10 protein-coding genes are annotated in these 13,607 nt (G+C 64.1%); 5 read left to right on the forward strand and 5 right to left on the reverse strand.

The window, feature by feature from the left end:
* Nucleotides 1-85: 85 nt before the first annotated feature.
* A complete protein-coding gene (pgeF, locus tag GA0071312_RS15250) occupies nucleotides 86-787 on the forward strand; it encodes a peptidoglycan editing factor PgeF (RefSeq protein WP_074445657.1) in 702 nt (233 codons plus the stop codon).
* A 34-nt stretch (nucleotides 788-821) separates the two neighbouring features.
* Here pgeF and GA0071312_RS15255 read toward each other — a convergent pair whose 3' ends face one another.
* The 4 genes from GA0071312_RS15255 to GA0071312_RS15270 all read right to left on the reverse strand — a co-directional run bounded on the left by GA0071312_RS15255 (nucleotide 822) and on the right by GA0071312_RS15270 (nucleotide 6,803).
* Nucleotides 822-3,194 carry a methyl-accepting chemotaxis protein gene (locus GA0071312_RS15255; RefSeq protein WP_165604051.1) on the reverse strand — a complete coding sequence of 791 codons (2,373 nt, stop codon included), beginning with the start codon at nucleotides 3,192-3,194 and terminating at the stop codon, nucleotides 822-824.
* Nucleotides 3,195-3,555: 361 nt separating this feature from the next.
* On the reverse strand, nucleotides 3,556-4,317 hold the full coding sequence (locus GA0071312_RS15260; protein WP_074446242.1) for an SDR family oxidoreductase: 762 nt from the start codon (nucleotides 4,315-4,317) through the stop codon (nucleotides 3,556-3,558).
* Between the two features lie 86 nt (nucleotides 4,318-4,403).
* Nucleotides 4,404-5,495 (reverse strand): Tad domain-containing protein, encoded by a 1,092-nt coding sequence (locus GA0071312_RS15265; RefSeq protein WP_165604052.1) that lies wholly within the window; start codon nucleotides 5,493-5,495, stop codon nucleotides 4,404-4,406.
* A 225-nt stretch (nucleotides 5,496-5,720) separates the two neighbouring features.
* Nucleotides 5,721-6,803 carry a TadE/TadG family type IV pilus assembly protein gene (locus GA0071312_RS15270; protein ID WP_074445660.1) on the reverse strand — a complete coding sequence of 361 codons (1,083 nt, stop codon included), beginning with the start codon at nucleotides 6,801-6,803 and terminating at the stop codon, nucleotides 5,721-5,723.
* 418 nt (nucleotides 6,804-7,221) lie between these two features.
* Between GA0071312_RS15270 and GA0071312_RS20380 the strand changes: the two genes are divergently transcribed.
* On the forward strand, nucleotides 7,222-7,572 hold the full coding sequence (locus tag GA0071312_RS20380) for a hypothetical protein (protein WP_074445661.1): 351 nt from the start codon (nucleotides 7,222-7,224) through the stop codon (nucleotides 7,570-7,572).
* A gap of 106 nt (nucleotides 7,573-7,678) precedes the next feature.
* On the opposite strand, the gene GA0071312_RS15280 is transcribed toward GA0071312_RS20380, so the two are convergent.
* On the reverse strand, nucleotides 7,679-8,392 hold the full coding sequence (locus tag GA0071312_RS15280; RefSeq protein ID WP_165604053.1) for a Crp/Fnr family transcriptional regulator: 714 nt from the start codon (nucleotides 8,390-8,392) through the stop codon (nucleotides 7,679-7,681).
* Between the two features lie 566 nt (nucleotides 8,393-8,958).
* On the opposite strand from GA0071312_RS15280, the gene GA0071312_RS15285 reads away from it, so the two are divergent.
* The 3 genes from GA0071312_RS15285 to GA0071312_RS15295 all read left to right on the forward strand — a co-directional run bounded on the left by GA0071312_RS15285 (nucleotide 8,959) and on the right by GA0071312_RS15295 (nucleotide 13,607).
* Entirely contained in the window at nucleotides 8,959-10,653 is a 1,695-nt protein-coding gene (locus tag GA0071312_RS15285) for an electron transfer flavoprotein-ubiquinone oxidoreductase (protein ID WP_238947243.1), read from the forward strand.
* 181 nt (nucleotides 10,654-10,834) lie between these two features.
* Nucleotides 10,835-12,673: a tetratricopeptide repeat protein gene (locus tag GA0071312_RS15290; RefSeq protein WP_165604054.1), complete on the forward strand. Its 1,839-nt coding sequence runs from the start codon at nucleotides 10,835-10,837 to the stop codon at nucleotides 12,671-12,673.
* A complete protein-coding gene (locus tag GA0071312_RS15295) occupies nucleotides 12,666-13,607 on the forward strand; it encodes a 4-(cytidine 5'-diphospho)-2-C-methyl-D-erythritol kinase (RefSeq protein WP_238947244.1) in 942 nt (313 codons plus the stop codon). The genes GA0071312_RS15290 and GA0071312_RS15295 overlap by 8 nt, the downstream gene beginning before the upstream one ends.

The raw sequence follows: 13,607 nt of genomic DNA on the forward strand, positions 1-13,607 counted from the left end.
CTTTTTCATTTATCCCCCACCCTTCCCTCACCCCCCAAATTCCCCTATCACCCCCTGAGCGCCTCATCACACGGACCCCTCCCCCATGCGGCTTCAGGTTTCTGCCCTCTCTGACCATCACGGCGTAGCCCATGCCTTCTTCACCCGCGCGGCGCCCGTCGAGGAGCGGGGTTTGCTGGCGCGCGATATCGGGGTTTCGGCTGATGGGTTTGTCGGCCTCAAGCAGGTGCATTCGCCCGATGTCGTCACGGTCGAGGCGCCCTGGGCGGATGAGGCGCGGCCGCGGGGGGATGCGCTGGTGACGCGGCGGCGGGGGATTGCGCTTGCGATCGCGACAGCGGATTGCGGGCCGGTGCTCTTTTATGACGCGCGCGCGGGCGTGATCGGCGCGGCGCATGCGGGATGGCGCGGGGCGCTGGCCGGGGTTCTGGAGGCGACGATCGCGTCCATGGAAGCGCTCGGGGCGCGGCGCGGGGATATCGTCGCGGCGCTCGGCCCCACCATCAGCGCGGCGCATTACGAGGTCGGCCCCGAGCTCGTCGCGGCCTTCCGCGAGGCCGATCCCGCCCATGAGCGTTTCTTCACGCCCAATGCTGCGGGCCGCGCGCAGTTCGATCTGCCGGGCTTCATCGGCGCCCGGCTCGACGCCGCCGGCATCGCCGCCTTCGAGGATATCGCCCGCTGCACCTATGCGGAGCCGGAGCACTTCCACTCCTACCGCCGCCACACCCACCGCCCGGAGCCGGGCCACGGGCGGCTGATCTCGGCGATCGCGCTCACCGACTGAAGCGCCTGCGCCGGCGCAGCCAACGGCCAGGACTTCACGCGGCCAGTTGCTGATAGCGCTCGACGACGCTGCTCATCGCCTCCGACACCATCCCCGCCTGGGCGCGTGAGGCCCAGACGATCTGCGCGGCAATCCGCGTCCCGTCTGCCCAGACGACCGTGACCGCAGCGCCGGGGACGATTGCGCCGGTTTCCTGCAGATGCGGCTCGAATGCGATCTTCAGGCCCGAACTGCAGACATCGACGAGACGCGCCGGCATCACGGCATCCGCCATTCGGATTTCGACGGGATCGCGCGCCGGGATGCGGGTCTCGCTGCGGCGGTCATCGACATCTTCGGCAACACCGCTGACGAAGGCATCGACCGACCGGGCCATTTGCTGGGCAACCTGATCGACCCGGTCGGACACGGAGCGCACCTGATCCGCCTCGACACGCGCGTTTTCGATGGCGCCGGAGACCGCGTCGAGATTGCGCGCCACGGTCGCCGAACCGCTCACGGTGAGGCTGATCGAACCGGCAATGCTGCGGGTCGCCTCGTCCTGCATGGCCACCGCCTGGGCCAGCGCCCTGGCCAGATCCGCAATCTCGCCGATCGTGCCGGCAATGCCGTCGATCGAGCCGACGACATCGCCGGTCTTGCTCTGGATACCCGCAATCTGCGCCGAGATCTCCTCGGTCGCCGCGGCCGTCTGCCCCGCGAGCGCCTTCACTTCCGCCGCGACGACGGCGAAGCCGCGCCCCGCCTCACCGGCGCGGGCCGCCTCGATCGTCGCGTTGAGCGCGAGGAGATTGGTCTGATCCGCCACCTGACGGATCAGCGCGACGACCTCGCCGATCGTCTCCACACCGCGCGCGAGCTCGCCGACCGTGGCCGTCGCCGCGTCGGCGATGGTTTCCGCATGCGCGACCTTGCCGGAAGTGGCCTGCGCCTGGTCGGTAATGTCGCGGATGGATCCGGCCAGGGCCTCGGCGGCGCTGCCGACAGACTGGACGTGCCGATCCGCCTCGCGCGAGGCATTTCCGGCTTCGAGCGCCTGCTCCGAGGCGTCGGCACTGACGCGCGTCAAGCGCGCGGATGTCTGCCCCAGCTGGCTGATCTCGACGGTCAGCCCCTCTTGTACATGCGCCGTTTCTTCCCGGAAGCGCTGGATCAGGCTCTCGATCTTGTCCTGGCGCAGCAATTCCTTGTCACGATCCGTCTGCGCCTGGGATTCGAGGCGCGTGCGCGCAAGGGCGTTGTCGCGGAACACCGCAAGCGCGCGCCCCATATCGCCCACCTCGTCCGCGCCTGCGAGCGCGCTGAGATCGACGTCATTCGTGCCGGCCGCCAGCTGCTGCATGACTTGCGTCGCCCGCCTGATCCGGCCAGCAACGCGGTTCTGGAAATAGCGCACGGCCATCCCGGTCACGCCGAGGGCGACGAGCGCCAAGGCAATGGTCAGCCAGAGCTTGCCGCGAGCCTCGCTGCGCAAATCCTCGGCAAGCGCGAGATTGGCGGCAGCCGCCTCGACGACGAGATCGACCGCCGAATCGAGCGCCTCGGTAGAGCGGGCAAAATAGGTTTCGAAATCGACCGGATAATCGGCGGTCTCTGCGGCAGCGTAGAGATCCTGCCGAAGGGTCTCATAATCCTCGAAATAGAGACGGCGCATGCGCTGGAAGGCTTCCGCCACGGCGGGCGCGAGCTCCGCGCGTGTGGCGAGGCTCTGGGACAGGCCCCATGCCTGCAGGACGCGCCCGTGGGATTCATGCATTTCGGGCAAGTCGGCGGATGTCAGCGGCTGCTGCAGTGCCGTTGCGATCGCGAAATAGGTGCGCTCGCGCCCGCCGAACTCGCGGATGATCCAGGCGCGCTGCATCAGGAGATCGTTGGCGGCGATTGCTGCGGGCGTGCTGTCGGTCGGCGGGCGGACGAGATCACCCAGATCGTTGATGGCGGCAATGGTGGCTTTCATGCGCTCGATCACGTCGGAGCCGCCTGCTGCCCGTTCATCCGCGGCCACCCGCAGGTCGGGATCCACACGCGCCCGGATTGCCGCAAGAGCCTGCCGGTACTGCCCCAGAGCTTCGACGAGCTCTCCCTCACGCGGCAATGCGACGGAGGCCAGATGCGCATCCAGTTCGGCAAACAGCGCTTCCGAACGCCGCCGCTGCTCCGCGAGCGCGTCCTGGAATCGCGCCGGGAACGGTCCGGGCAGGGCGAGGCCGACCTGCGAGAGTGAGCGTTCGAGCGATATCTCGATCGTCGCCTTGTTCAGATAGGACAAGGCCGTCACGGCGTTGCCGGTCTGCGTCGCGGACGACAGACGCCGCATCTCTTGACCGATGACGAAGCCTGCGGCCACGAGGACGGCCAGCCCCACAAGGCCGGTGAACAGGAGGCTGGATCGACGAATGGATAGCATCAGCTCGGCTTCGTTTTGGTCGTATTCCAGACAGATGTCACAGATAATCATTTATGAAGAGTAAAATCTTCGCCAAAACAAATATATATTTTAGCTCATCTTGGCCAAGACTACAATTATTAGTGGCATTTTCTGATGAGCATTTAAATAACATCCACTAAACGTGAAATTACGCGAAGATCCGCTGGCCATGACTTGTCAGGCGCCATGCAGAACAGGCCCCGGCCTCCCCCAGGATCGTTTCGTACATCCCCGCGCGTCGCAGCGCTCCGGGCCGGACAGAGCCGGAGCGGAGGCTCTCGATCCCTTTCAGGCCCGATGATTTCAACCAGCCGCCGTACCCTGCTCGAGGGGATGATGTTCATTCGCGGATCCCCACCACATCCGGCGTCTCCCAGGCCAGATGCTGGCCGCCATCGAGGGCGAGCATCTGGCCCGTCATGGCCGGCGTCGCGGCAAGGAAGAGGACGGCCCTGGCGATTTCTTCCGGCGTGGCACCGCGCTTCAGCGGTGTCGCCTCCGTCTGCTTGCGGAAATCCGCATCGCCCTGGCGTGTATTCGAGACGGTCGGCCCCGGCCCGATCGCGTTGACGCGGATGCCGCGCGGGGCAAGCGCCTGCGCCATGGTCTGCGTCGCCGTCCACAGGGCGGATTTGGTGAGCTGGTAGGAAAAGAAATGCGGCGTGGGCTTCCACACGCGCTGATCGAGCATATTGACGACGAGCCCGTCCGCACCGTCCGGGCATTGCCGGGCGAAATCGCGCACCAGAAAGGCGGGCGCGCGCAGATTGATGGCGAAATGGCGCTCCCATTGTTCGGGATCGAGGGCGGTGAGTGCATCCGGCTCGAATTCGGAGGCGTTGTTGACGAGCATGGTGAGCGCTCGCCCCAGCCTGGACGCCGCCTCCGGCACCAGCCGCGCCACGGCTTGCGCATCGGCGAGATCGCCCTGGACCGCACAGGCGCGCCCGCCCATAGCCTCGATCTCCGCGACGAGTGCGTCGGCGGCCTCGCGCGAGCGCCCGTAATGCACGGCGACCGCGTAACCCTCACCCGCCAGCGCCAGCGCGATCGCCCGCCCGATGCGCTTTGCCGCCCCCGTCACCAGAACCGCGCGATCCATCATGCACCCCGATACCATTTGAATTGCAACACGGTATCAGCTTACGCAGGTCCCCGGCAGATGGATGCGGGCGATCGGGATGCGGCTCAGCGCACCACCCGGATCAGTCCGCCACCGGCTTCCTGGAAGGTCGGGCAGCCGATGATCATACGGATGTCGTTGTAATCGTAATCCGTCCAGCCATAGCCCTTGCTGCGGTCTTCCCAAGCGTAATACATGTACTTCCCCGGCTCGCAGACCTCCTCGGCGATCTCGGGATCCCGATCGGTTTCCAGATTGGGCAATATGCCGCCCTCATCAAGGCGAACGCATTCCTCAAGCGTGTCGCAGAGCACTGTCTCCAGATTCTGCCTGTAGAGATCCATCTCCTCGTAGCGCCAGCCGTCGCGTACGCGGTATCCGGAGACATCGTGCACCAATGCACCGGTTTCCGGATTGATCGTGGTATCGGCATAATAGACGAACACGCGCCGGCTGGGATCGTCCCATTGTTCGGGGTTTTCACGCGCAGCATGCACATTGCGCAACATGAAGCTGATGAATTCTCCCGGTCCGCATTCAGCGAATTCCTGCTCGTATTCCGTTGGCGGTGTTGCGTTGTCGGCCAACGGCACGAAATTGCGCCGGCCACCATCGGGATCATCCGTCCGGTCCGGATTGAAGCAGTAGGTGTAGACACGGTCGTAATCGGAGGCCTCGTGATTGAGCTGCCTGAAATCCGGTGGCGGCATCACCTGGACCATGGGCGGACGGCGTACCACCGTCTCCACACCCGCCGTCAGCGAACGCGACATGCCGGGCATGGCGGCCGCAAGCGTCGCGAACAGGTCCGCCTCGATGTTGATGCGATAATGCATCTCGTCGACCCACTCGCCACGCACCGTGACATGCTCCACGCTGTTGCCATGGCGCTCCATCACGGATTCACGCGCCTGCTCATGCAACAGCGCCGTGCGCTGCGGGTCCTTCGCCATGGCGATCGCGATCGCGGTACTGTCGGCCAGAACGCGCAATTCGCTGCGCAGGGAATGCGCCCGGGAATAGTCCAGCGCCGCGCCCGCCAGCCCGGCCACCGGCACGAGCAGCAGAGCGAAGACAATCGCGACGTTTCCACGCCTGTCGAGACCGAGCAGGTCGCGATCGGGGCCATCGTGGTGATGAATCTCGGGCATTTGCATCAGGGCATGCATATTCGGCAACCCACCATCAAGGATCCTCATGCAAGCATTCATAGAACCGATTCATAAAAAATATGCTACCTTGAATATAGAAACGCCTTCCGTTGCGTCAGCGTATCCGGCGGCGATGCTGCTTGAGGGGGCGAAACGGAAAACGCCCGGATCGGGGCGGGATCCGGGCGTCCTGATCGCAGGGGCCGCGCGCTGCTCGTCACGGCGCAGGGGTTATTGCACGAGGCGCACCGTGCGATCGGTCGCGATGATTTCGGGACAGGAGACGATCAGGCGGATATCGTCGAAATCGGCATCCGTCCATTGACCGTGACGGGGATGGCCTTGCGGATAGACCGGGCGGTCCTCCCAACCGAAATACATGTACTGCCCGTCCTCACAGGAAGCCGTGGCCTGCTCAGGGGTGCGTCCCTTGCCCGGATACGGGATGACGCCACCCTGCGTTTCAACCTTGCATTCTTCGGTATCGCGACAATGCACGGTCTCGATGAGACCGACGTCGTCCATGTCGATCTTCTCGAAAGTATGGCCGTGGCGCACGCGATAGCCCTGAACGTCATGCTCCAGCACGCGCGTATTCGGATCGAGCACCGTGTCGGTGAAATAGTTGTAGACTTCCCGCGACGGGTCATCCCATGCATTGGGGCTGGTGCGTGCACCGCGCACGTTGCGCAGCATGTAGGAGACATGCTCACCCGCACCACATTCGGGAAGTTCGGTATCATAGACCGTGGTCGAGGAATTATCGGCGATGGCGGTGAGTTGCGTGCGGAATTCATCCGGATCAGCCCCCGGTTCTGCCGCGCGCAAGGGGTCGTAGCAATACATGTAGATGCGGTTGTAATCGCCCGCTTCCGGGTCGAGCATCGACATGTCGGGCGGCAGCACCCTGTAAGTCGGCGGGATTCGGTGCGCGACGGTGATGACCTGCGCAGCGATCGTCTTCGGCATGCCGGGCACGCCGGCGAGAAGCGAGGAGCGCAAATCGGCACTGATCTTCACCTGATAATGCGCACCGTCGAGCCAGCGGCCCTGCATCTGCACATCCTCGAGGTTCTCCCGCAGCTTTCCCCGCAGCTCGTCTTCGGCCTTCGCCAGAATGGCGGGGGCCGAAGACGGGTTTCCGGCATGGGCGACATTGAGTGCGGTCTGATCGGCGAACAGACGCAACTCCTCCCGCACGGCGGTCGCGCGGCTGTAATCGAGCGCAGCCCCGGCAAATCCCATGACGGGAATGAGGGTCAGCCCAAAGATCATCGCCACGTTGCCGCGCGTATCAGAAATGAAGCGTTTCATCCGGGCGCCTCCATGGTCACTGGCGCTGACTCTCGGAAAAATCTGCAAACTCTTTATTGCTTGCACGATTCAAATTTTACGCATCTCCAATAAATCGTAATACAACCCAAGATGAAGCGTATTATCGCGTGTATTCAATTCACATGAACTGTTTCATTTCTGGTCATATCCGGAATCCGGATTGCAGCAGATCGCATGATATCGTGCAATATGTCTCATCACTGACCATCATTGTATCAAAAAGATACAATTATAAACCGATTCAAAGTTTCTTCAATTACGTCATTTCCGGCCCTGGAAAATTCCCAGGCCAAGCCGGAATCGCAAAACGAAGCGGTTGGCGAGGGGAAACCTGGCCAATGATCGGAAACTCTGAACGCTTCCAGGCGTTGGCCTGATCAGTGAAAGGAGTGACGTCATGCGCAAGCGCCTCATCGTCGCCGCGCTGGTCTATCTTCCAGTCAACGCGGTTCTCTTCGGAATAAAGTTCGTATCGATCATGACGATACCGGCCTTGACGGCCCATTCGGAAACGCTGATTCCGATCGCGACGATCGCGACATTCATCCTGGCGATTCCAATCGCCTGGTATCTGGCGCCATATCTGCAGTCGAGAGCCTTCGCCGATATGCGTGAGCGGGCCGGTGTCAGCTTCGACCATCGCCCCGGCGAGGAAAAGCAGACGGTGGCCGCGCCGAAAGGTGCCGAGGAACTCGGTGTCGACCAGATCGGCGGTGGCAAGGACACGATCAAACCGCAGCGAGACTAGTTCCGGTCAGGTCGCAGGACGCAACAGCGGAGCGGGCGCAGCATGGTGCGTGCCTGCGCGCATCCCGATTGCCGGCTTCAGCGCGAATATCAGGCATCGGGCCCTGTTACCGGAAACGATTCCGAGCTTTATAGACATGGGCGTCGAACGCATCCTGAGACTGCCAGGAATACGAGGCCACGATGCGGCGGTATGCATCCGAGGCGCGTGCCTCAAGCCCTGCCCGGTCGTTCACGATCACCTTGCCGCGCGTATAAGTGATGATGCCGTCACGTGAGAGTTCGGTGCAGGCGGCGTTCACCGTGGCGCGGCGCAGGCCCAGAGCCTCGGCCAGGCTCTCCTGCGTGATCAGGATCGTATCGCCATGGACGGCATCGTGAGCATGCAGCAACCGGCGCGCCACCCGCTCCGGTGCATGCCCCAGCGAGTTACAGGCGACGCTTTCCATCAACTGTATGATCAAAGAACGCCCGTAGAGGATAAGGGCGGTATAGAGACAGGGAAAACGCTCCAGCGCCTCGGTCATCGTCGCGAGCGGAATCCAGGTGGCGATGCCGGGTATGCGGGTGACCGATCGGCTGAGAGTGGCACCGCCGCCGAGGATCATGGACAGCCCGATCATGCCCTCCGGACCGATGGCGGTCTGCTCCGCGACGCGCCCGTCATCCCGGATGGCGAGCAGCGAAATCTGACCGGAATGCGGGAATACGGCATGAGACAATGTGCCGGTCGGCTCGAAGATCACCTCCCCGGCCTGCATGTTGCGCGTCAAGGCCTGGCTGCCGATGAATTCCCGCGCATCGGGGCGCAGCAATGGCAAGATCAGACTCCCGTCAGGGAAGTAATCCGACAAACCCGACTCCTGCAAATCCGCCGATCCGGCAATCTGAAAGCCATCACACGGGCCATTTCAACCCGAACCTGTGAGTTTCAGCGATTCTCATAGCGTGCGCAGCTGTGTTAGGCAACAGACAAAGCGTCTTCTGCGTCAGCACCAGCGCCCTCGATTGTCATGCGCATGACGGATTTCGCCAAGTGGGCCCCAGACCCGATCAAGTGGGTCCCAGGCCCGATCAAGTGGGCCCCAGACCCGATCAAGTGGGCACCAGACCCGATCAAGTGGGCCCCAGACCCGATCCAGTGGCCCTCCGGTCCGTTTCGTACCACGGTCGCTGGGGATCGACCATGGCTGGGTCGCGGCGCGATGCTTTGCCCGTTCGACAGATGCCGCTGGACGGATTATCTGGAAGCATTATGGTCTGGCGCGTTCCGTTGCGATATGGCGGCGTCTTCAAGGCGCATGTCCCGTGGCAGCGAAACGGCGGTGCATCCATCGCAGACGCGCTCGAGAGCAAACCGGAAAAGCGCTCCAAAGGAGGCAATGGCATGACTACGCAGAACGGGGCCGAGCTGCCCGAACGCGAATCGATGGATTTCGACGTCGTGATCGTGGGCGCGGGCCCTGCCGGGCTGGCAGCCGCCATCCGCATCAAGCAGATCGCGACCGAAGCGGGCGAGGATTATTCTGTCGTCGTGGTGGAAAAGGGCGCCGATATCGGCGCGCATATCCTTTCCGGCGCGGTGATCGATCCCGGCGGCCTCGACGCGCTCCTGCCCGCATGGCGCGAGGATGCCGACTGCCCGCTGAAAACGCAGGTCACCGAAGACCAGTTTCTTTTTCTCGGCCCGGGCGGCGGCATCCGCCTGCCCAATTTCGCCATGCCGAAGCTGATGAACAACCACGGCAACTATATCGGCTCCCTGGGCGAAGTTGCCCGCTGGCTGGCGCCCCAGGCCGAGGCGCTTGGGGTCGAGATCTATCCCGGCTTCGCGGCGGCGGAAGTGCTGCATGATGACGAGGGGCGCGTGCTCGGCATCGCCACCGGCGATATGGGCGTCGATCGCGAGGGCAATCCGGGTCCGAATTTCACCCGCGGCATGGAATTGCGCGGCAAGTACACGCTCTTCGCCGAGGGCGCGCGTGGCCATCTCACGAAGCAGTTGATCCGCAAGTTCGACCTCGATGCCGGACGCGAGCCGCAGAAATACGGCATCGGCATCAAGGAAGTCTGGGAGATTTCGCCCGAGCAGCATCGCCCGGGCCTCGTGCAGCACTCCTTCGGCTGGCCGCTAGACAACCGCACCGGCGGCGGCTCCTGGCTGTATCATTACGGTGAGAATCTGGTTTCGGTCGGTTTCGTCATCCATCTGAATTACGAAAACCCGACGCTCTCGCCCTTTGACGAGATGCAGCGTTTCAAGACGCATCCGATGATCGCGCCGACCTTCGAGGGCGGCAAGCGCATCGGCTACGGTGCGCGCGCCATTGTCGAGGGCGGCTGGCAATCGGTGCCGAAGCTCGCCTTCCCCGGCGGCTGTCTCGTCGGCGATGCGGCGGGCTTTGTCAACGTGCCGCGCATCAAGGGCAGCCACAACGCCATTCATTCGGGCATGCTGTGCGCCGAGCATCTCGTCAGCGCCCTGCGCGAGGGGCGCGCCAATGACGAGCTCGCGAGCTATGATGCAGCCTGGCGCAGCTCCGCCGTGGGCGAGGATCTCAAGCCCGTGCGCAACGTCAAGCCGCTCTGGTCGAAATTCGGCACGTTGCTCGGCATCGGGCTGGGCGGGCTGGACATGTGGATGAACCAGCTCTTCAAGAGCTCGTTCTTCGGCACGATGAGCCACGGCAAGCCGGACCACGCGACGCTCAAGCCGATCGACCAGGTCAAGCATCTGAGCTATCCCAGGCCGGACGGTGTCCTGACCTTCGACAAGCTCTCCTCGGTCTTCCTCTCCAACACGAATCACGAGGAAGAGCAGCCCTGCCACCTGACGCTGAAGGATTCCAGCATCCCGATCGCGCAGAACCTGCCGAAATATGGTGAGCCGGCGCGGCTCTACTGCCCGGCGGGGGTGTATGAGGTGGTCTATGACGACGAGGTGAAGAAGACCAATCCGCGCTTCGTGATCAACGCGCAGAACTGCGTCCACTGCAAGACCTGCGATATCAAGGATCCGGCCCAGAACATCAACTGGGTCACGCCGGAAGGCGGCGGCGGACCGGTCTATCCGAACATGTAAGGCAGAAGGCGACCGGATTTTCCGGGCGTGTCAACCTTACACCTTGAAGCGGCGGGGCGAAGAGGCCATGCTGTGGCCAGGATTCGCGTTTGAAGCATATTCGACCCGCCGCGCTGCGGGAGGCGGTCAGGGCCGGCACGCCCAGCGCCGGCACCGCCGGAACCCAGGAGTTATCGCCCTCGTGTTCGCTCGCCAGCCGTCTGACCACATCACCTCTTTCATGCAGATCCTGATACGGGGCGCTGCGGTGCTCGCCCTCGCCGTCACGATCAATGCGGGCCCGTGGGGAGGCGCCGCATCGGCGCAGGCAGCGCCGGAAGCGCCGCGTCTCGATGATCTGCGCGAGATCCCCTACCCTGCGCGCAGTGTGGCGGGAAACTTTCTCGCGGCCCATGTCGCCGGATTCGCCGGAGACACCACCGCCTCCGCCACTTTCTACCGCCGCCTTTTCGACATGGTGACGGACGATCCAGCACTGCTTGAAAACGCCTTCATCGCCTTTCTGGCGGATGGCGACATGAGCTATGCCCTGCGCGCCGCCGAGCGGATTCTGGAGAGCGATCCCGGCAACAGCCTCGCACAGCTGGCCCAGGCCGTCGGGGATATCCGGGAGGGTCGCTTCGCCGTAGCCCGCTCGCGCCTCGAACAAGGTGGGCGCGGCAATACTGCGGATCTCACGGCAACCCTGCTGCGGGCATGGGCCTATGCCGGCAGCGGCCTCGAAGAGGACGCACTTCTCACCGTCGACCGGCTCGAAGGTGAAGCGGGTTACGAGATTTTCCGGCTCTATCACGGTGCGCTGATCGCGAGTTTTCTCGGTGAGACCGAGATCGCGCGCACACGCTTTTCAGCGGCCCTCGAAGCGCAGCCGAGCGCGCTCAGCATCGTCGATGCCTATGCCCGCTTCGCCGCCCGGGACGAGCGCACGGACGAAGCCATCGCCGCCTATGAGGATTTTCTGGAAACCTTCCCGCGTCACCCGATTGCCCATGCCAATCTCGAGGCCCTGCGGGATGACAAAAGCCTGCCCCGCGCCGTGTCGAGTGTGAACGAAGGTGCTTCCGAAGTGCTCTACGGGCTCGGCTCGGTGGGAATCAGCGATGGTGATGATCTCATCGCGCTGATCTATCTGCGTCTGGCGATCCACCTCGCTCCGGCCCATGACATGGCGCTGGCGACGCTCGCGGAACTCCTCGAATCGCGCGCGCAATACGCCGCCGCGATCGAAACCTTCAATGCGATTCCGGCGGCTTCTCCGCTTCAATCCGGCGCACAGGTCGATATCGGAATGCTGCTCGAACAGCTCGACCGCAAGGCGGATGCCGTCGCGCATCTTGAGGCGCTGATTGCGCGCGACGCGCAAAACCGCGAGGCCCATGTGGCTCTGGCGAATATCCAGCGCATGCGCCGAAATTTTCCGGAGGCCGCCGAAGCCTATACGCGGGCGATCGCGCTTCTGGGGGATCCCGGTCCGGGCGACTGGACCCTGTTCTTCTTCCGTGGCGCCTCGCTCGAGCGTATGGGCGAGTGGGAGCGTGCGGAGGCGGATCTGCGGCAGGCACTGGATCTCGTGCCCGACACATCACCATTGGGCGAGGCCCAGATCCTCAATTATCTCGGCTATTCATGGGTCGACATGGATATCCGCCTTGATGAAGGTTATACCATGATCCAGCGGGCGATCGAGCTCGCCCCTGATGACGGCCACATCATCGACAGCCTCGGCTGGGCCTATTTCAAGCTCGGCCGCTACGAGGATGCGGTGCGCGAACTGGAGCGCGCGATCGAGCACCTGCCCAATGATCCCGTCGTCAACGATCATCTCGGCGACGTCTATTGGCGCGTCGGGCGCCGGCTGGAAGCGCGGTTCCAATGGGAGCGGGCTCTGGCCAACGATCCCGGGGAGGATGACCGCGAGATGATCGAACGCAAGCTCGAAATCGGGCTCGACGAGGCCGAGGCCGATTCACGCAAGAGCGAGGCCGGTGAAGCGACCGACGGGGCGCGCGAGGGTGGCTGAAGCCGAAGGTCGGGGCGTGCAGGCAAGCGCCTTCGCCCCCGCCAAGATCAATCTGATCCTGCATGTGCGCGCACGCCGTGCGGATGGCTATCATGATCTCGAAAGCCTGGTGAGCTTCGCGGCGACCGGCGACCGGCTCACTTTCGTGGCCGATAGCGACCAATCCCTGCAACTGACCGGGCCGATGGCGTCGGCGCTGATCGATGGCGGCTCCGGGGCGGGAAACCTCGTCACCCGCGCCCGGGCGGTTCTCCATCGACACCTGCCGGATCTGCCGGCAGGCGGGTTCATTCTGGACAAGCATCTGCCGGTCGCCTCCGGCATCGGCGGGGGCTCGGCTGATGCGGCGGCGGCGCTGCGCCTCCTCGCCGACGGGGCCGGGATATTTCCTGACCATCCGGCACTCTTGCGCGCAGCGGCCGAAATCGGCGCGGATGTGCCCGTCTGTCTCGCCGGTCGCAGCCGGGTGATGTATGGCACCGGAGCCGATCTCGGCCCGCCGCTCACCCTCCCGGCCTTCCCGGCCCTGCTCGCGAATCCCGGCATCGCCGTACCGACACCGGAGGTGTTCCGCGGGCTCGCCCTCGCGCCGGGCGCGCGTTTCACGCCGCCGGGTGACATGGATGACGCGCTCCCCGCCGAACCCGAGGCCTGGCCTGGTGCGCATGATCGCGCTGGCTGGATCGCGCGGCTGAAGGCGGGGCGCAATGATCTCGCCGGCCCGGCCGAGGCCATCGCCCCGGCCATTGCGGTCCTGCGCGAGACTCTGGCCGCCTGCCCCGGCTGCCTGCTCGCGCGCATGTCCGGCTCGGGCGCGACGGTCTTTGCGCTGTTTGCCGATGATGCCACGCGCGACGCGGCCGCCGCGCAGTTACACGCGCGGTATCCGGAATACTGGATCGCTGCGACGGTGATCGGGGGTGACGCGGGATAA

It is taken from the genome of Saliniramus fredricksonii, from assembly GCF_900094735.1.
In the GTDB taxonomy this organism is placed as follows: Bacteria; Pseudomonadota; Alphaproteobacteria; order Rhizobiales; family Beijerinckiaceae; genus Saliniramus; species Saliniramus fredricksonii.